Annotated in this window: 16 protein-coding genes; 6 read left to right on the top strand and 10 right to left on the bottom strand. The window is 59.6% G+C overall.

From position 1 onward, the window contains the following. Nucleotides 1-185: 185 nt before the first annotated feature. From QRN60_RS11335 to QRN60_RS11355, 5 genes are all read right to left on the bottom strand, one after another. Nucleotides 186-797: a hypothetical protein gene (locus QRN60_RS11335; RefSeq protein ID WP_162690296.1), complete on the bottom strand. Its 612-nt coding sequence runs from the start codon at nucleotides 795-797 to the stop codon at nucleotides 186-188. Nucleotides 798-917: 120 nt separating this feature from the next. Then, nucleotides 918-1,526 (bottom strand): DUF2026 family protein, encoded by a 609-nt coding sequence (locus tag QRN60_RS11340; RefSeq protein ID WP_004430073.1) that lies wholly within the window; start codon nucleotides 1,524-1,526, stop codon nucleotides 918-920. A 201-nt stretch (nucleotides 1,527-1,727) separates the two neighbouring features. Further along, on the bottom strand, nucleotides 1,728-3,158 hold the full coding sequence (gene der / locus QRN60_RS11345; RefSeq protein ID WP_003510370.1) for a ribosome biogenesis GTPase Der: 1,431 nt from the start codon (nucleotides 3,156-3,158) through the stop codon (nucleotides 1,728-1,730). 133 nt (nucleotides 3,159-3,291) lie between these two features. Next, complete coding sequence (locus QRN60_RS11350; RefSeq protein ID WP_003510369.1) at nucleotides 3,292-3,963, bottom strand: tetratricopeptide repeat protein; 672 nt, start codon at nucleotides 3,961-3,963, stop codon at nucleotides 3,292-3,294. 155 nt (nucleotides 3,964-4,118) lie between these two features. Continuing rightward, nucleotides 4,119-4,703, bottom strand: coding sequence for an NnrU family protein (locus QRN60_RS11355; protein ID WP_060727455.1), 585 nt, complete (start codon nucleotides 4,701-4,703; stop codon nucleotides 4,119-4,121). A gap of 149 nt (nucleotides 4,704-4,852) precedes the next feature. On the opposite strand from QRN60_RS11355, the gene QRN60_RS11360 reads away from it, so the two are divergent. Further along, the gene (locus tag QRN60_RS11360; RefSeq protein ID WP_112278356.1) at nucleotides 4,853-5,836 is read left to right on the top strand and encodes a polysaccharide deacetylase family protein; all 984 of its coding nucleotides are present in this window, start codon (nucleotides 4,853-4,855) and stop codon (nucleotides 5,834-5,836) included. 84 nt (nucleotides 5,837-5,920) lie between these two features. Here QRN60_RS11360 and sbmA read toward each other — a convergent pair whose 3' ends face one another. From sbmA to QRN60_RS11380, 4 genes are all read right to left on the bottom strand, one after another. After that, nucleotides 5,921-7,189, bottom strand: coding sequence for a peptide antibiotic transporter SbmA (gene sbmA, locus QRN60_RS11365; protein ID WP_060727457.1), 1,269 nt, complete (start codon nucleotides 7,187-7,189; stop codon nucleotides 5,921-5,923). Nucleotides 7,190-7,372: 183 nt separating this feature from the next. Next, nucleotides 7,373-8,563 (bottom strand): MFS transporter, encoded by a 1,191-nt coding sequence (locus tag QRN60_RS11370; protein WP_003510362.1) that lies wholly within the window; start codon nucleotides 8,561-8,563, stop codon nucleotides 7,373-7,375. Nucleotides 8,564-8,822: 259 nt separating this feature from the next. Beyond that, a complete protein-coding gene (map, locus tag QRN60_RS11375) occupies nucleotides 8,823-9,575 on the bottom strand; it encodes a type I methionyl aminopeptidase (protein WP_003510360.1) in 753 nt (250 codons plus the stop codon). A gap of 53 nt (nucleotides 9,576-9,628) precedes the next feature. Further along, a complete protein-coding gene (locus QRN60_RS11380) occupies nucleotides 9,629-10,690 on the bottom strand; it encodes an LLM class flavin-dependent oxidoreductase (RefSeq protein WP_003510358.1) in 1,062 nt (353 codons plus the stop codon). Between the two features lie 220 nt (nucleotides 10,691-10,910). On the opposite strand from QRN60_RS11380, the gene QRN60_RS11385 reads away from it, so the two are divergent. The 5 genes from QRN60_RS11385 to QRN60_RS11405 all read left to right on the top strand — a co-directional run bounded on the left by QRN60_RS11385 (nucleotide 10,911) and on the right by QRN60_RS11405 (nucleotide 17,664). Continuing rightward, on the top strand, nucleotides 10,911-11,687 hold the full coding sequence (locus tag QRN60_RS11385) for a 3-hydroxybutyrate dehydrogenase (protein ID WP_003510356.1): 777 nt from the start codon (nucleotides 10,911-10,913) through the stop codon (nucleotides 11,685-11,687). A 137-nt stretch (nucleotides 11,688-11,824) separates the two neighbouring features. Then, nucleotides 11,825-13,294, top strand: coding sequence for a xanthine dehydrogenase small subunit (gene xdhA / locus QRN60_RS11390; protein ID WP_080866355.1), 1,470 nt, complete (start codon nucleotides 11,825-11,827; stop codon nucleotides 13,292-13,294). 3 nt (nucleotides 13,295-13,297) lie between these two features. Continuing rightward, nucleotides 13,298-15,637 carry a xanthine dehydrogenase molybdopterin binding subunit gene (gene xdhB / locus QRN60_RS11395; RefSeq protein WP_165001875.1) on the top strand — a complete coding sequence of 780 codons (2,340 nt, stop codon included), beginning with the start codon at nucleotides 13,298-13,300 and terminating at the stop codon, nucleotides 15,635-15,637. An 11-nt stretch (nucleotides 15,638-15,648) separates the two neighbouring features. Then, on the top strand, nucleotides 15,649-16,497 hold the full coding sequence (xdhC, locus tag QRN60_RS11400; RefSeq protein ID WP_129564935.1) for a xanthine dehydrogenase accessory protein XdhC: 849 nt from the start codon (nucleotides 15,649-15,651) through the stop codon (nucleotides 16,495-16,497). Between the two features lie 237 nt (nucleotides 16,498-16,734). Continuing rightward, complete coding sequence (locus QRN60_RS11405) at nucleotides 16,735-17,664, top strand: LysR substrate-binding domain-containing protein (protein ID WP_080866357.1); 930 nt, start codon at nucleotides 16,735-16,737, stop codon at nucleotides 17,662-17,664. Here the strand turns inward: QRN60_RS11405 and QRN60_RS11410 are convergent. Next, complete coding sequence (locus QRN60_RS11410) at nucleotides 17,640-17,978, bottom strand: hypothetical protein (RefSeq protein ID WP_003510346.1); 339 nt, start codon at nucleotides 17,976-17,978, stop codon at nucleotides 17,640-17,642. The genes QRN60_RS11405 and QRN60_RS11410 overlap by 25 nt on opposite strands. Between the last annotated feature and the right edge of the window lie 125 nt (nucleotides 17,979-18,103).

Here is an 18,103-nt window from a genome sequence, read left to right on the forward strand (position 1 = left end):
CCCCGAGATTTTCTTTGGGAACAGTGGACGAAACCGAGCGGGAATGTCACAAGGCGATCAGGACGCGACTGCCGTTATCTTTAGAACGGGGTCGGGCTGCTGATTGACGTCAGGCGGCTGCCGCGAGAACACGCTGGCCGTCCTTTTTGCGGATGATACCCCGCCACATCCCTCGAGATGCCGCTTCAGGATAAGGGCAGAAGCTCTTTTTGCTGGGCAGCGCACCAGTGATTGATCTTCTCGACAACATCCTTTGGCGCGATCGGCAAGGCACTGCTGGGTATCACGACCACCGTCCCATGGAAAACCAGCACCAGACTATCCGGTGGCGTGATTGCGAGATGATAGCGCGCCCAGCTCAGCTGCACGGTGTCCAGCCGTGTGACCTGCTTGTAGCCCTGAGGCCCGATCTCGACTTGGGTGTGAGGCGAATACATTCGCTCGTGGGCGATATTCCAGTGAGCGAGAACCTCATAATAGGATTTCGCCTCCCGTCTCGCGCCCTGCCAGATAATAAACCAGATGGCGAGAGCCACGATCGGTGCGGGGGCGAACACCCAATAACCGACCACCGGCCAGACGCCTGGAAACCACGGCAGGCTTATGGAATAGATGAAAGCCGCAGCCAGCCCCGCAAATATCGACAGCTTGACTCGTGCCCAGGAAAAATGGCGAGCCCAGGACTTGTCGAAAATCATGCTGTAATTTTCATAAGCCTGATTTTGATAGCCGTAGACATAGGAAGGGACATGTTTCGGGTCGGGCGTGAAGCTTATTGAAATGGTGTCATCGGCCATAGGAGCACGTCGATCCCGTTCCTGTTGCAGCTCAGTCTGCGTAGCACCGGCGCCCTTATAAATCAAAAGGCCTTTCCCTACCAAACCTTCGGGATCGACGCCGCACCGCGTAACCTGCCTTCACCATGCTCCGGCAAGCATTTGGCCGGAAAGCGGCACGGTCCGCGCCTTGCCATCCCGATCCGTTACCGAAAGCGAGGCCGCCATCTGCTTCGGCGATTTGCGGAACCAGCTGGCGGCAACGCTCGCCATATCGCCGATCATCGCCTGTTTGTGCCAGTCGGCGAAGCGCTTGGCCGTGGCTTCCGGCTCGGAGCGGTAAAAGAAATCGCCGGATTGCCCGAGATCGTTGATGGAGGCCGCCATGGCCGCGAGCGGCCGCTGGAACATCTTTGCCGGTACCGCAAGCGTATCGGCCCCTTGCGAAAAAGCGGGCGCCATGAAATCGATCGCCCATCCATCCGCCTCCACCCAGCAGTGGAAATTCTCGCCCGCGCCCGTCACATAACCGTCTTCGCGATGATCGGCGAACAGCAAAACCGTTCCGCCGAGATTATAGGCCGCGAGCCCGCCTTTCGGCACCGCCTTCACCTTGTAATGCTGCTGCAAAATGAACGCGCCGAAGGTGCTGAAATACATGGAAGCCGAAGCGGGATCGGCATTCTGGCTGAGGAGCAGGCTGTTGATGACCCGGTAAATCCTGAAATAGTCGGTCTGCTTGATCAGCATGGTTTTTACTCTTCAAAACCGGACAGTGAAATTGGAGCGAGCTGGTGCCCCTTGTTTCTTCTCCCCGTCGGGGAGAAGTCCGCGGCAGCGGGATGAGGGGCGACGGTCGGAATATTCGGAGAGCTTGCCCCCTCATCCGACCCTTCGGGCCACCTTCTCCCCCACGGGGAGAAGAAATGCGCCGCGACGCCGCGCGGAAGATTACCGCCTCTTCTTCGCCTTGCTCTCAAACGGATTGTCCGACCCACGATAATGCACCCGGATCGGCACGCCCGGCATGTCGAAATCCTTGCGCAGACCGTTGACGAGGTAACGCGTATAGCTCTCGGGAATAGCTTCCGGCCTCGTGCAGGAAATCATGAAGGCCGGCGGGCGGGCCTTTACCTGCGTCATATATTTCAGCTTCAGGCGACGGCCGGAAACGGCCGGCGGCGGATGCTGCGTCGTCTGCGAATCCAGCCAGCGGTTGAGCTTGGCGGTCGAGATGCGGCGGTTCCAGATCTTGTCGGTATCGATGATATTCTGCATCAGCCGGTCGAGGCCATAGCCCGTCTGGCCGGAAATCGGCACGGCGCGGATGCCGCGCGCCTGCGGCAGAAGCCGCTCGGTCTTTTCGCGCAGATCGGCCAGATAGGCCTGCGGGTCTTCGACCAGATCCCATTTGTTGAAGGCAAGCACAGCGGCGCGGCCTTCGCGGATGACGAGGTCGACCAGCTGCAGATCCTGCTTTTCGAACGGGATGGTGCTGTCGAACACGATGACGACGGTTTCCGCAAAGCGGATGGAGCGCAGCGAATCCGCGACCGAGAGCTTTTCCAGCTTCTCCGTCACCTTGGCCTTGCGGCGCATGCCGGCCGTATCGAACATCTTGATGGTGCGGCCGCGCCAGTCCCATTCGACCGAGATGCTGTCGCGGGTGATGCCGGCTTCCGGACCGGTCAACAGGCGGTCTTCACCGAGGAAGCGGTTGATGAGCGTCGACTTGCCCGCATTCGGGCGGCCAATGATGGCGACGCGCAGCGGCTTGGTCTCGTCATAAACCGGCTCTTCGTCTTCTTCGTCTTCGCTGCCCGGCTCGCTGCGCGGCAGAACGATATCCGTCTCCGCCTCATCCACCTCAGGCGGGAAAGCGGCGTCTTCGCCGATTGCCTCGACAATGGCGTCACGCAGGTCGATCATGCCCTGGCCATGTTCGGCGGAGATCGGGCAAGGGTCACCAAGGCCGAGGGTAAAGGCGTCGTAGAAACCGGCATCGGAACCGCGCGCTTCAGACTTGTTGGCCACCAGCACCACCGGCTTGCCGCGACGGCGCAGCATTTCGGCCAGCGTCTCGTCGGCCGGCGTCAGGCCCGCCTTGGCGTCCACGACAAACAGCGTCACATCGGCTTCGTCAATCGCCGCTTCCGTCTGCGCCCACATGCGGCCCTGAAGCGTTTCCGGCCCGGATTGCTCCAGACCGGCGGTATCGATGATGGTGAAACGCAGATCGACCAGCTTCGCCTCGCCGGGGCGGCGGTCGCGGGTGACACCCGGCGTGTCGTCCACCAGCGCCAGTTTCTTTCCGACCAGACGGTTGAAAAGCGTGGACTTGCCGACATTGGGGCGCCCGACTATGGCGACGGTGAAGCTCATTGATCTTGGTTCCCTAGAGCAAGTCTGCCCAAAACGTTACCTGTTTTGGGCAAAAGACATGCGTAAAATAAAGAGTTAGATCGCTTTGGCAATGCGAAGAAATGCCGGAGCGATCTTGCGTGGCGAAGCGGCGTTAAGCAGCCTTGCCCGAAGCAGTGATGTTGTCGAGCATGATCTGCGCGCGGTTCGTCACGTTGCGCGGCGCCTGCGTGTCGCTGATGATCTGCTCGAACCATTGTTTGGCCTTGGCGAAATCGCCAGCCTTATAGGCGGCGAGACCGAGCGCCTCGCGGGCAGACGCCCGCATGGTCTGGCCGTCGGTGCTCAAGGGCTCCGCAAGGGCGACGACCTGATCATAGGTGCCGTTGTCCACCAGCAGCCATGCCGCACGCACCTTGGCGGTATCGCGGAAGACCTGCGGTGCGGAGGTGTCGTTGCCGATGGCGGTGAAGGCGGCGATGGCGCCGGCCGCGTCGCCCTTCTGCGAAAGCAGCGTGGCCGAGCGGAACTTCGCCAGAACAGGGTAATTGCCGTGACCGGAAGTTTCGAGATCGGCGAAGGCCTTCAGCGCCTCATCCGTCTTGTTTTCCGAGGCAAGTTTCAGCGCCACGAGGAACTGGTCGCCGGAGTTGGAAGCGCGGCTGGTGTTCCAGTATTCGTAGATACCGGCGCCGGCGGCGCCCACAACCACGAGAATGGCGGCGCCGACGACGACGATACCGTAACGGCCCCAGAAGCGCGACAGCTGCTCGGAACGGATCTGCTCGTTCACTTCGCGGATAAAGGTATCATTTTCGTTTGCCATCAAATTCTCCGTTACCCGCGCGGAGATCGTCGCCGATCCATCCGTTCGCGGACATACCAAGCCGCTTACCCGGGTCAGCGAAAGTCATGCCAACCGGGTCATGGTCGGCCTTCTAGCCTATTTTGCCTGATATGTAAGGGGGAAACGTTGATTTCCTACATGGCGATGGGCTGAACGCCGATCAACCATTCGTGCAGTTTCAGGATGAAAGCACCCCACAGAACGACGCCGCCGACAACGGCCACCAGATCATAGCGGCTTGAAACGAAGTCGCGGACCACTTTTTCACCCGCGCGTTCTCGGCGCTTCAGCGAAATCCGCATCACCACGCCCCAGGCGAGAAACGATGCGAAGAGGAGGATCGAAGACGTCTCGCCATTGGCCAGAAGATGGGCGAGCGCCCAGATCTTGACGGAAAGGACCATCGGATGCTTGGTCTTCGTCGCAATGTGGCCAGCCGGTATGAGGCTGGCGATAAGACAGATCATCGCGGGCAGCATCAGGGTGACGGCGATGTGGCTCATCCAGACCGGCGGATACCACAACATGCCCGTCTCCTGCCTTGCTTCGCCGAAGGCATAGATGACAAGGCCGAGCGTGACGAGGCTGACAACGGAATAGACGCCCTTGAAAGGGCCTTCGCCCATCGTCGCGATCATGCGGGCGCGAAATTGCGGTGCGACCACCTTCAAAAGATGCGTCAGCAGGAACAAGGCAAGACAGAGTGCGAGAAAAAGCATGGAACACGGTCCCCCGGTGGAACGAAGCGGCCCTATCACCGCAAGTGAGAACAGGAATTAGGCCGAAAGTCATGAAAACGCCAGACTATTCAAAGCTTCGCCTTATTCCACCCGCAAAAGGCCACGGTGTTTCATATGACGGATAACTGATGTTTCGCCCATTTACCGCTTTTTCCCTGTCGTTTCTCGCCGCCCTTCCCGCATTTGCCGAAGAGGCGCAGAAGCCGAAGCAACTCGTCATCGTGTCCTTCGACGGTGCGGGCGACAATACGCTGTGGGAAAGAAGCCGGGCGACGGCGAAGGAGGTCGGCGCGCATTTCACCTATTTCCTCGCCTGCACGCTGGTGATGGACAGGAAGACCAGCGCCAAGACCTATCAGGGTCCCGGCCAGAAGGCCGGCCGTTCCAATGTCGGTTTCGGCCAGTCGCCGGAAGAGGTGGAGACAAGGCTTAGAAACATCTGGGCCGCCTATCGCGAAGGTCACGAGATCGGCAACCACACCTGCGGCCATTTCGATGGCGGCCAGTGGACCGCGGAACAATGGGATGGCGAATTCACCACCTTCACAAGCACGCTGGAAAACGCCTGGCAGATGATCGGCAAGAAGGGCGAAGAGCCCGAAGGCTGGCGCGAGATGGTCAAGAACATCAACGGTTTCCGTGCGCCCTATCTCTCACAGGGCCCGGCGCTGACCGCCGCGCAGAAAAAACACGGCTTCGTTTATGACGCCACCAGCATCACCAAGGGACCGGAATGGCCGGTGGAGCGCGAAGGCATCGAACATTTCGGCCTGCCCCTCGTTCCCGAAGGACCGGGCAACCGCCCGATCATCGCCATGGACTACAATCTCTTCATCCGCCACTCCATCGGCATCGAGACGCCGGATCGTTCGAAAGAATTCGAGGAACGCGCCTATGCCGCCTTCCGCACCGCTTTTGACAGGCAGTATAATGGCGAGCGCATTCCCCTGCAGATGGGCTTTCACTTCGTGAAGATGAATGGCGGCGCCTATTGGAATGCCTATGAGCGGCTGCTGCGCGAGGTCTGCCACAAGACCGATGTCGCCTGTGTGAGCTATGCCGAAGCCATGCCGATGATCGAGGCGCGCAAGAAGCAGAAGACCGAAGGTTAAACCCGACCGCGGATCATCCTCGGGCTTCTTCCTTGGACCGAAGCAACAGGTGCAAAAGGCGGCCGAGGGGCCGCCTTTTCTTACTCAGGGCTTGTTGGCCGCCAGTTCACCGGCTTCCGCTTCCCGCTTCAGATAACGCTCATCGATATCCGGCAGGGGCTTGTCGTCAATCGCAGCCTCAAAGGCCACAAGACGCTTGTGGATTGAAAGCAGCTCGATGATCGTCGTCCAGGAATTGACGAGATACTGGAACGAATTGCTGACCTGACCGAAGGCCGTGGCGATCTGCTGGTAGATACCATAGGTGATCTTGCCCGCCACGATGGTCGGAACGAGCATCAGAAGCAGGAACACCGCATCGGCCTGAATGTAGAAATATCGTGCGACGTTGAAATAGAGATAGTGCCAGTACATGCGGAAATAGTTTTTCCGCACATTGGAGTAGAGTTCCTTGACTGTCGGCGGCTGGGCGCGGTCGGCGTGGTCCTCGCCATAGACGAGTTCCTTGCGATAGGCGGCTTCCACACGCTGATTGCGGAAGTTCAGGCCGGGCAGCTTGATGCCGACTGTCGCCAGAAGCACCGTACCAAATACCGACCAGACAATCGCCAGCCAGAACAGCGCATGCGGCACTTCACCGAGGATCGGCAGTTCCGAGACATAGGACGACAGCGCAAACAGGATCGGCAAGAAGACGACGAGCGTCATCACCGAGTTGATGAGCGTGATGCCCAACCCTTCGAGCGTCGAGGAGAACCGCATCGTATCTTCCTGAACGCGCTGGGACGCACCTTCGATGTGACGCAGCTTTTCCCATTTCGACATGTAGAAGTCGTTCATCGCGGTTCGCCAGCGGAAGATATAATGGCTGGTGAAGAAATCCGTCAGGATCGAAACGGCCATGCTGAGAAAAGCGATCTTGGCGAAGACGATTTGAAGACTGTAGAAATCCCAGACCTCGATACCCGGCTGTTTCGAAAGGGCATTTTGCAGAAGATCGCCGAAAGGCCGCCGGAAATTGTTGATCACGACGGAAATCTGAACGCCGAAATAGGTCACCGCGATAATCAGCAACGATCCCCAGATGGACCAGTATTTCCAGGGATGATCCTTGGCGATAACGGTCCACACGCCGCCGAACGCCGCCAGGCACAATGCGAGATAGCCGTAAAAGAACAGGTTAGCCGGGACCAGGAAGTAGCTGAGATCGTAGGGTTCCTGTTCAGGCATTACATAGCCCCAAGACCGACCTAACCCTTCAACGATGAAGTACCATCCAAGAATGGCGAAAAAAGCCCAGATAATGGCCGACGTGAAGAAGATTTTCGGTTTGGGAAAGAAAGAATGAAACACGTTTCGAACTCACGCGCGTTTGAAATCAGCCATTATTGGCGAAGCACTAGATGGCCCGAACCTAGGGCAGAAATTTGTGCACAGCAATGAAGAAGCGCTGACCTTAACAAGATGTAAGGCGTGCGCGGCGGACAATCCCCAAGGGAAACACCAGATTAAAGGCAGGAAAAGACGGCCCGCGGCCTAGCTCCGCCGCTCCGTGGCGAGCACCGGCAGCATCAGGAGAATGCTGACGACGAGCACGGCCGAAGCGAGAATGCTGGGCGCGGTAAAACTTCCCGTCACCTCAGCAATCCAGCCGGCGGCAAGCGGCCCGACAATCTGGCCCGTGCCGAAAGCGGCCGTCATCAGCGCAAAGGCGCGGCGCGGGCTCGGCCCGGCAAATTCCCGGCCGAGCTGCAGGCCATAAGCGGTGATGACCATGAAGGTCAGTCCGAGAAGCAGGCCGCCGGCGAGAACACCCGGCACGGGCGGCAGCATCACCGAAGCGAAGACACCGACGGCTTCCAGCGCGAGCACGATCACGAAAGCGCGTTTCAGCCCCTGCGATTTCAGCACCGGTTTCCAGAGGAAAAGAGAAATCGCGGCGGCGCAGCCGGTGATGAACCAGGCGAGAAACTCAACGAAAGCACCGGCGGCGGCCATGCGCGCTATCGCCACGATGAAGGTGGCGGTGATGACGTAACCGAAGCCGAAAAGCCCGTAGGCGAGCGTCGTCAGAACCAGCGGCCGTGTCCAGCGAAGCGGCGGCTCCGCCACCGCGGATGCATGCCGCGGCGGGCCAGCGGGAAGCACGCGAAAGACGAGAAGAAATGTGACGAAGGAAAAGACCGCGCCCGCAATCCATTCCTCTCTCCACGAGGAACCACCGCCGTCAAAAACGACGCCGATCAGATAGACCGCAAGCGAAGAAATCGCGATACCCGCGCCGACGCCGCCATAATGCAGCGCCTGGATCGTGTCCCTGCCCGCCTTCATGGCGTGGCCGATAACGATTTGCGAGGTGAAGATCATGGTCATTGCACTGGCGACACCGGCAAGAAACCGGATGACGGTGAAAGCCGCGACGGAACTGAAAGCGGCCATGGCAAGAAGCAGCACAGCGGTGGAAAACAGGCCGCAAAGGGCCACCAGCCGCTCCCGCCCCGACCCCCATGAATAGGCGGCCAGAACCGCACCCGTCAGATAACCGGCGAAGTTGCCAGCAGCCACGATCCCCGCATCCCCCGCCGAAAGCGGAACATCCGCCATCATGCCGGGCAGGATGGGCGTGAAGGAAAAACGGCCGAAACCCATGGCGGAGGCCATCATCAGCGCCCCGGAAAATCCGAGTGCGGTCAGATGTTTGGTGGAAAGTGGCTTGTCAATGCTCATGCATGGCTTATCGCAACGGGGCAGATAAGGGACAAGCGAGTTATTTTGATCGGCGTCATAAGCGGTCGTTATCGGTGCGAGATCTCAGGTGAAGGATACGGCACCGCGCCCTCCAACCCTCATTCCTGCGCTTGTCACAGGAATCCAGCCGACGCGCGTCCGCGCGACGAGAGGGCTCTTTTCAGCCCAAGGACTTGGGCTGGCTGGATCCCTGTGACAAGCACAGGGATGAGGAGATGGAAACCCGACAGCCCCACCCTCACTCGGCCAGCGTCAGCACCAGCGGCCCGTTCTTCGTCGCCACAACCGTGTGCTCATACTGCACCGTCGGCGCACTCGGATCGCTATAGAGCGTCCATGGATCGTCATCGCCATCCTCGGCCCAATAGGCCCCCGTCGACAGGAAGGGCTCGACGGTAAACACCATGCCTTCCTGCATGATACGGCGCTCGTCCTTGTCCGGCCAGGTCGCCAGCTCCTTCGGCTCCTCATGCAGCGAGCGGCCGATGCCGTGGCTCGCCAGATTGGTGATCAGCGTATAGCGGTTCTTTTTCGCGAAAGCGCCGATGGCATTGCCGATATCGGCAAACGGCCTGCCGGTCTTCACCTGCTGAAGACCCGTCCACATGGCGCGTTTGCCATCGCGGCAGAGGCGCTCGATTTCCTTCTTCACCGGCGGCACGGCAAAAGACGAACCGGTATCGCCGAAGAAACCGTTCTTCACGGCCGAGACATCGATATTGACGAGGTCACCCGCCTTGATGATACGCGGTCCCGGAATGCCGTGGGCCACTTCCTCGTTAACGCTGATGCAGGTTGCCCCGGGGAACTTGTAGCAGAACTCCGGCGCCGATTGCGCGCCATTATCCTCCAGCACCTTGCGGCCGATAGCATCCAGCTCGGCCGTGGTGATGCCGGGTTCCAGCGCGTCCGCCATGGTCTGCATGGCAACGGCGCAAAGGCGACCGATATCCTTGAGCAGAACCAGTTCTTCTTCGGTGGAAATGACCATGTCTCTGTCCGTCGTTCTGTCTGGCGGGTCTGAAAGCGCCCGCCTTGTAATAATCAGGCCGTGGCTTTCACCGGATCGGCGCTCCCCGTCAATTCTTTTCTGACGATCGGGGCGACTTTCGTACCATAAAGCTCGATGCCGCGCATGATCTGGTCGTGCGGCATCAGGCCGATGGCCATCTGTAGCAGGAAGCGATCATTCCTGAACACGCCATGCGCCTTGATGATCTTTTCCGCCACCAGCTCCGGTTCGCCGAGGAAGAGATTGCCCTCCGGTCCGCGCGCCGCATCGAAATGGGCACGGTTCGTCGGCCCCCAGCCGCGTTCGCGACCGATGCGGTTCATCACCTCCGCCTGCGGGCCGTAAAACTGGTCGGCCGCCTTGTCGGTGGTGTCGGCAATGAAACCATGCACGTTGATGCTGGTGCGCAGCTTGGTCTTTTCCTGACCCGCCCTGCGCGCAGCCTCATGGTAAAGATCAAACAGCGGCGCAAAGCGACGATATTCACCGCCGATGATGGCAAGCGCCACCGGCAGGCCCATCGCGCCAGCCCGCGCCACCGATTGCGGCGTGCCGCCGACGGCGATCCACACCGGCAGACGCTCCTGCAACGGACGCGGATAAACCCCACGCCCATTGATGGCCGGGTGCTTGGTGCCGGACCAGGTGATGATTTCCTGTTCGCGCAGCGCCAAGAGCAGATCGAGCTTTTCAGCGAAGAGCACGTCGTAATCTTCGAGATCGTAACCGAACAGCGGATAGGATTCGATGAAGGAACCACGCCCGGCCATAATCTCGGCCCGGCCGTTCGACAGGAGATCGACGGTTGAGAATTGTTGGAACACCCGCACCGGATCATCCGAACTCAGCACCGAAACGGCGCTCGTCAGGCGAATGTTCTTCGTCTTCACGGCGGCTGCCGCCAGCACAGTTGAGGGCGAGGACACGACATAATCCGGACGGTGATGTTCCCCGAGGCCAAAAACATCGAGCCCGACCTGATCGGCAAGCTCGATTTCCTCCAGCAGATGTTTGAGACGGCGCGCGCCTTCCGGCCCGCGACCATCGGCGGGGTTGGGATTGACATCCGCGAATGTGTAAAGACCGAGTTCCATAAACAATACCTCTGTTTGCTTGCCTCAGAGATAGGGGCCGACGCCCCCGCAGGCAAATGCAAAATCTGGCGCAAAATCTGGATGCTTAGCTTCGAAAAAATGGATGGGCGTGGCCGGATTCACCCCTCTGTCACCCTCACCCGAAATCGCGATTGCCAGCCCGCCCCCTTTGGGCATACGCTGCTTAAACATGTGCGAAGTAATGCAAAAAGGGGAAAGCATGCATCGGACAGTTATCGTGACAGGCTCTACAAGCGGTATCGGTCTTGCCATCGCGCAGAGATTTGCGCGGGAGGGCGCCAATATCGTACTGAACGGCTTCGGCGACGAAGACGAGATCGAAAAACTGCGGCTGTTGCTGGAAGCCGAAAGCGGCGGGCGTGTGCTTTACCACCCCGCGGATATGACGAAACCGGACGAGATCGCCGACCTCATCCAGTCCTCGCACGAAAAACTCGGCTCGGTGGATGTGCTCGTCAACAATGCCGGCATCCAGCATATCGCGCCCATCGAGGAGTTTCCGACGGAAAAATGGGACTGGATCATCGCCATCAATCTGACCAGTTCCTTCCATACCATGCGCGCCGCGATACCGCTGATGAAGAAGGCCGGCAAGGGCCGCATCATCAACATTTCCTCGGCCCACGGTCTCGTCGCCTCACCGTTCAAATCGGCCTATGTGGCGGCCAAACACGGTATCATGGGCCTGACGAAGACGGCAGCGCTTGAGCTTGCCCAGACCGGGGTTACCGTCAACGCCATCTGTCCCGGTTATGTACTCACGCCGCTCGTCGAAAAGCAGATACCTGAGATGGCCAAGGTGCGCGGCATCAGCGAAGAAGCGGTGAAGAACGACGTGATGCTGGAGCTGCAGGCGACCAAGCAGTTCGTCACCGTCGATGACGTCGCCGCCGCCGCCATATTTCTGGCCAGCGACGCCGCAAGCAATATCACCGGCACCCACATTTCCGTGGATGGCGGCTGGACGGCGCAATAATTGCCAGATTTTCTTTCCGTTATGGAAACAATGAATTGCCAAAACGGAAATCGATATGCGCGCAAGAGCGTGCATAGATACGTCAAGATAATCACAAGAAACCGGCTCGGCAGCCGGTCAAAACAGCAGGGCATTGCATGAAGGACGCGATCAGCTTCATCCTCAACAACGAAACGGTTTCGTTGAAGGATTTCGGACCGACGGACACGCTTCTCGATTACCTCCGCCTCAGCAAGCGGTTGACCGGGACCAAGGAAGGCTGCGCGGAAGGCGACTGCGGCGCCTGCACGGTGCTGGTCGGGCGGCTGCTTGATGGTTCTCTGCGTTATGAAAGCGTCAACGCCTGCATCCGCTTTCTGGGCTCGCTGCACGGCACCCATATCGTGACCGTTGAGCATCTGGCCGCCCGCGACGGCACGCTGCACCCCGTGCAGCAGGCCATGGTGGATTTTCACGGCTCGCAATGCGGTTTCTGCACGCCGGGTTTCATCATGTCGCTTTATGGCCTGTGGCTTACCAGCGAAAACCCCGGCCGCGCCGATATCGAAAAGGCGCTGCAAGGCAATCTCTGTCGATGCACGGGCTATGAGCCGATCGTGAAGGCCGCTGAAAAGATCGCCACTGCGCGCCCAAGCGCGCTGTTCGACCCGCTGCAGCGCGACCGCACCGACATCATGGCAAGGCTCTGGGCGATCCGCGAAAACGAGACGATCACCGTCGTCAGAGGCGAGGATCGCACCATCATTCCGGCAACGCTTTCCGATCTGACCGAGATTTACGCTGCCGAGCCGAAGGCGACCATCGTTGCCGGCTGCACCGATGTCGGCCTATGGGTGACGAAGCAGATGCGGGCGCTGAACCCTGTCATCTTCATCAACAATCTCGGGGATCTGCAGACCATCGCTGTGGATGAGAACGGTATCACGCTCGGTGCCGGTGTCACCTACAGCCAGGCCTTCAAGACCATTGCAGAACATTTTCCGCCGCTTGCCCGGCTGTTTGACCGGCTCGGCGGCGAGCAGGTGCGCAATATGGGCACCATCGGCGGCAATATCGCCAACGGTTCGCCCATTGGCGACACGCCCCCCGCCTTGATCGCACTCGGCACGACGCTCACCCTGCGCTCGTCTTCCGGCAACCGCAGCCTGCCGCTGGAAAGCTATTTCATCGACTACGGCAAACAGGACCGGCTGAGCGGCGAGTTCGTCGAAAAACTCTTCATTCCGTTCCGGAAGCCGGAAAGCCGTTACGCCGTCTACAAGATTTCCAAGCGGCGCGACGAGGATATTTCCGCGCTGTGCGCCGCCTTCAACCTGACGCTCGATACCGACGGCACGGTTAAAGACATCCGCATCGCCTTCGGCGGCATGGCCGGCACGCCGAAACGGGCCGCACATCTGGAGGCAGCGCTTCTCGGCAAAGAGTGGTCGCAGGAAACGATCGATGCGGCGCGCGATGCGCTGGATGAGGATTTCACGCCACTGACGGACTGGCGCGCCACGGCCGAATACCGGCAACTGACGGCCAAGAACCTGCTGACGCGGTTTTTCCTTGAGACTTCAGGGGAGAAGCAGGAACTAACACGCTTCACTTTGGAGGAGGCTTGAACCATGGACACCACAAGCTTCGACAAGACGAAGACCGAAATCGACGGCCCGATGCATGCCTCGCTCCGGCACGATTCCGCGCATAAGCATGTGACCGGCAGCGCCGAATATATCGATGATATTCCCGAACCCGCCGGCCTCGTTCACGGCGCGCTCGGCCTTTCCGACCGCGCGCATGCTGAAATCGTCTCCATGGACCTGTCAGAGGTAGAAGCCACACCGGGTGTGCTCTGGGTGATGGTTGGCAAGGATGTGCCCGGCGAAAACGATATATCTTCCGGCGGCCGTCACGACGAACCGCTGCTGGCCGAAACAAAGGTGGAGTTCCACGGCCAGCCGATTTTCGCAGTCTTCGCCGAGACCCGCGATATCGCCAGAAAGGCCGCCCGCAAGGCGAAGATCACCTATAAGGACCTGCCGCATTTCACCGATATCGACACGGCGATTGAAAATGGCGGCGCGCTCGTCATCGATCCGATGACGCTGACGCGCGGCGATGCCAAGCTGGAAATGGATGTGGCGCCCCGCCGCCTCACCGGCACGATGCGGATCGGCGGGCAGGAGCATTTTTATCTCGAAAGCCACATTGCCATGGCCGTGCCCGGTGAGGATGACGAGGTAACGCTGTGGAGCTCCACCCAGCATCCCAGCGAAATCCAGCACATCGTCAGCCACATCCTTCAGGTGCCGTCCAACGCCGTCACGGTGCAGGTGCGCCGCATGGGCGGCGGCTTCGGCGGCAAGGAAACGCAGGGCAACCAGTTTGCCGCCCTCTGCGCCATTGCCGCCAAGAGGCTGAACCGAGCCGTTAAAATTCGCCCCGATCGCGACGAGGACATGACGGCGACCGGCAAGCGCCATGATTTCCGCGTCGATTACGAACTGGGCTTCGATGAGGAAGGCCGCATCCACGCCGTCGACGCCACCTATGCCGCACGCTGCGGTTTTTCCTCCGATCTGTCAGGCCCGGTAACCGACCGCGCGCTCTTCCATGCCGACTCCAGCTATTTCTATCCGCATGTGCATCTGACGTCCCGGCCGCTGAAAACCCATACGGTTTCCAACACCGCCTTTCGTGGTTTCGGCGGCCCGCAGGGCATGCTGGGGGCGGAACGTTTCATCGAGGAAATCGCCTATGCCGTCGGCAAGGACCCGCTCGATATCCGCAAGCTGAATTTCTACGGAGAGACCGGCTCCGAGCGCACCACGACGCCCTATCATCAGGAGGTCGAAGACAACATCATCGCCCGCATCGTCGAGGAACTGGAAGCTTCCAGCGAATACCGTGCGCGCCGGCAGGCAATCGTCGAGTTCAACAGGACGAGCCCGATCATCCGCAAGGGTATCGCGCTGACCCCTGTCAAATTCGGCATCTCCTTCACCATGACCGCCTTCAATCAGGCCGGTGCGCTGGTGCATATTTACAATGACGGCTCCATCCATCTGAACCATGGCGGCACGGAAATGGGCCAGGGCCTTTATACCAAGGTGGCGCAGGTGGTGGCCGATGCCTTCCAGGTGGATATCGGCCGGGTAAAGATAACAGCGACGACAACAGGCAAGGTGCCGAATACCTCCGCCACCGCCGCCTCCTCCGGCTCCGATCTCAACGGCATGGCCGCCTATGACGCCGCCCGCCAGATCCGCGAGCGGCTGATCAAATTCGCTGCCGAGAACTGGAACGTCCCGGAAGAAGAGGTCGTCTTCCTGCCGAACCGGGTGCGGATCGGGCTTGAGGAAATCGCCTTCAACGACTTCATCAAGAAGGCCTATTTCGCCCGGGTGCAGCTTTCCGCCGCCGGTTTTTACAAGACCCCGAAAATCCACTGGGATCGCGCCGCCGGTCGCGGTACGCCGTTTTATTATTTCGCCTATGGCGCAGCGTGTTCCGAAGTGTCGATCGATACGCTGACCGGCGAATATATGATGGAACGCGCCGATATTCTCCACGATGTCGGCAAGTCGCTGAACCCGGCCATTGATATCGGCCAGATAGAAGGCGCCTTCGTGCAGGGCATGGGCTGGCTGACGACCGAGGAATTATGGTGGGACGGCAAGGGGCGGCTGCGCACCCACGCTCCCTCGACCTACAAGATCCCGCTCGCCTCCGACCGGCCGAAGAGCTTTAACGTCAAGCTGGCGGAATGGTCGGAAAATGCCGAACCCACCATCGGCCGCTCCAAGGCCGTGGGCGAACCGCCCTTTATGCTGGCGATCTCGGTTCTCGAAGCGCTCTCCATGGCCGTCGCCTCCGTCGCCGATTACAAGGTCTGCCCGCGGCTTGACGCGCCGGCAACGCCCGAACGGGTGCTGATGGCGGTGGAACGGCTGAAAAAGGTGTGAGGGGAGACATAATGACGTCCCTCTCCCGCTTCCTCGGCAGCTCCGGACCTGCAATCCTCGTGGAAATCGAGGCCGTGAAAGGGTCATCGCCGCGCGAGGCGGGAACCTTCATGCTGGTAAGCCGGAAGGCGCTGTGGGAGACCATCGGCGGCGGGCAGTTCGAATATATGGCGATAGACCATGCCCGTGCCATGTTGAAGAACGGTACGACCGAAGACGGCATGGATATTCCGCTCGGCCCCGAAATCGGCCAATGCTGCGGCGGCCGCACCCTGCTCCGCTTCCGGCTAGTAACGCCGGACATCACGGCAGCACTCGAGGCAAGGCTTAAGGCTGAAACCGAGCAGCAGCCGGCCGTCTTCATTTTCGGGGCGGGCCATGTCGGCAAGGCGCTGACAGATGCTCTGTCGCCTCTGCCTTTGACACTGACCGTGGTGGAAACCCGTGAAAACGAGTTGCGCGATCTTTCAGCCGGTGTCGTATCCGTGCTGACCCCCATGCCGGAAGCGCTGATCGCGAAAATTCCCGCAAACGGCGCTGCGATCATCGTCACCCACGATCACGCACTCGATTTCCTGATTGCAAAGGAAGCGCTTGCCCGCGACGATCTCGCTTATGTTGGCATGATCGGCTCGAAAACCAAACGCGCCACCTTAGCCCATTGGCTGGAGCGGGAGGGAGAACCCCCTTCCCGCCTTGAAAAACTCGTCCTGCCCATCGGTGGCAATGGCGTCAGGGACAAGCGGCCTGCAATCATAGCGGCCCTTGTGGCAGCCGAGTTACTGCAAGCATTTTCCGCTGCCGAAACCCGTCGCAACGAAAATCAACGCGGCCATCCTCAAGACCAAGATCACGCCTGAGCCCATCCGGCAGACTTTCATCCGCCAGATTGTCTGGCGCAAGGCTTTCAAGGGTAAACCGTTCCGCTGTCCGCAGACCCGCACGCAGGCGGGACCACGCGCGCAAAAGTGCTGTGCGCATGTTCGTCTCCATTCAAAAATGTCAGAAGCTCAGTTGATGAATTGAGCTAAAAATGCTCTGTTTTCCGAATAAAAACCAATGAAACCTTTGGCAGATGGCATAAAGAGAACTTGTCCATGAAAATGTCCCGCCAGTTCCCCCTGAATGCCCTGCGCGTGTTCGAAGCCGCAGCAAGGCATCTGAGCTTCACCAAGGCCGGTGAGGAACTGGGCATGACGCAGACGGCGGTCAGCTATCAGGTGAAACTGCTGGAGGAGAATGTTGGCGAGCCGCTCTTCATCAGAAAAGCGCGGCAGGTTGTGCTGACCGAGGCCGGGCAGAAACTGGCGCCGAAGGTTGCGGAAGCCTTCAACACTTTGCGGGAGGCCGTCGATAATGTTCGCGACACCTCCGACACGACCCTGACAATCCATTCCACCGCGACTTTTGCGTCGCGCTGGCTTTCGCGGCATCTGGGTGCTTTCCAGCTGGAACACCCATCAATCGCCGTGCGGCTCGACACATCAAGCACATTGATCGATTTTTCCCAGTCAGACTGCGATGTCGCCATTCGCTGGAGCAAAGATAACGGCAAAGGGCTGATCTACCATCAACTGCTGCGCGGTGTTTATACGCCGATGCTGCATCCGAGCCTTGCCGAAAGCATCGGCGGATTGCAAAAACCGGAAGACCTGCTGCGCCTGCGCATTATCGATCCCGGCGATGTCTGGTGGAGCCAGTGGTTTCAGGAAGTGGGCGTCGAAAATCCCGGCCTCGACCGTTATCCCCGCAGCCGCCTCAATGTGCAGGCCTTCGAAGCCGCCGCGGCAATCGCCAGCCAGGGCGTGGCCATGCTCACCCCTGAACTCTACGCCGATGAGATTGCCCTCGGTCGACTTTATCAACCCTTCGAGCACCTCAGCAGCGAAGGAAAGAACTATTGGCTGGTCTACCCTGAAAACCGTAGGAACATTCGCAAGATAAGGCTGTTTCGCGACTGGATACTGAAGCGGACCGAAGAATGCCGCCCGCAGAAACCACATCAAAATCCCATATCCGGCGCATAAAAACAGCGCGGCGTATCCTCATCCGGAAACAGGCAGAGGTGATATTCGCCATCTTCTGATCGTCTTGCCTCGCGCTGCGACCAGCTGAAAACGTGGCGTCGGGTGACCATGCGGTGATCGCCGGGTGCGAGCGAGACCTCGTAACCGTCAGGCGTCACACGAACACTTCGCGTGGGAATCATCTGGCAGTCGCCGGTTTCGGCGTCACCATTGCAGCAGTAGCTTTCATATTTGAACCCCTTGTGGGATTCATGCGCAAGCGCGGTGGCGCTGAATGCCAAAAGCAGGAACAGGACCGTCAGAACAAGGCGCATCGGCATGGTCTCCGTTGAAACAACGGCGGCCGCCGGAAGATCATTGCGTCCCTTTATTCAAATTTCACATCAACACCCACCCGGACACAACGGCACCGGGAACTGCGATACCTGCCCCCTGATCT

This window comes from Agrobacterium sp. CFBP2214, assembly GCF_030209895.1.
Lineage (GTDB): Bacteria > Pseudomonadota > Alphaproteobacteria > Rhizobiales > Rhizobiaceae > Agrobacterium > Agrobacterium radiobacter.

Excerpts from the sequence above, each read along its gene's own strand:
- QRN60_RS11335 (WP_162690296.1), bottom strand. The coding sequence starts at position 797 with ATGGCCGATGACACCATTTCAATAAGCTTCACGCCCGACCCGAAACAT.
- QRN60_RS11340 (WP_004430073.1), bottom strand. The coding sequence starts at position 1,526 with ATGCTGATCAAGCAGACCGACTATTTCAGGATTTACCGGGTCATCAAC.
- der (WP_003510370.1), bottom strand. The coding sequence starts at position 3,158 with ATGAGCTTCACCGTCGCCATAGTCGGGCGCCCCAATGTCGGCAAGTCC.
- QRN60_RS11350 (WP_003510369.1), bottom strand. The coding sequence starts at position 3,963 with ATGGCAAACGAAAATGATACCTTTATCCGCGAAGTGAACGAGCAGATC.
- QRN60_RS11355 (WP_060727455.1), bottom strand. The coding sequence starts at position 4,703 with ATGCTTTTTCTCGCACTCTGTCTTGCCTTGTTCCTGCTGACGCATCTT.
- QRN60_RS11360 (WP_112278356.1), top strand. The coding sequence starts at position 4,853 with ATGTTTCGCCCATTTACCGCTTTTTCCCTGTCGTTTCTCGCCGCCCTT.
- QRN60_RS11370 (WP_003510362.1), bottom strand. The coding sequence starts at position 8,563 with ATGAGCATTGACAAGCCACTTTCCACCAAACATCTGACCGCACTCGGA.
- map (WP_003510360.1), bottom strand. The coding sequence starts at position 9,575 with ATGGTCATTTCCACCGAAGAAGAACTGGTTCTGCTCAAGGATATCGGT.
- QRN60_RS11380 (WP_003510358.1), bottom strand. The coding sequence starts at position 10,690 with ATGGAACTCGGTCTTTACACATTCGCGGATGTCAATCCCAACCCCGCC.
- QRN60_RS11385 (WP_003510356.1), top strand. The coding sequence starts at position 10,911 with ATGCATCGGACAGTTATCGTGACAGGCTCTACAAGCGGTATCGGTCTT.
- xdhA (WP_080866355.1), top strand. The coding sequence starts at position 11,825 with ATGAAGGACGCGATCAGCTTCATCCTCAACAACGAAACGGTTTCGTTG.
- xdhB (WP_165001875.1), top strand. The coding sequence starts at position 13,298 with ATGGACACCACAAGCTTCGACAAGACGAAGACCGAAATCGACGGCCCG.
- xdhC (WP_129564935.1), top strand. The coding sequence starts at position 15,649 with ATGACGTCCCTCTCCCGCTTCCTCGGCAGCTCCGGACCTGCAATCCTC.
- QRN60_RS11405 (WP_080866357.1), top strand. The coding sequence starts at position 16,735 with ATGAAAATGTCCCGCCAGTTCCCCCTGAATGCCCTGCGCGTGTTCGAA.
- QRN60_RS11410 (WP_003510346.1), bottom strand. The coding sequence starts at position 17,978 with ATGCGCCTTGTTCTGACGGTCCTGTTCCTGCTTTTGGCATTCAGCGCC.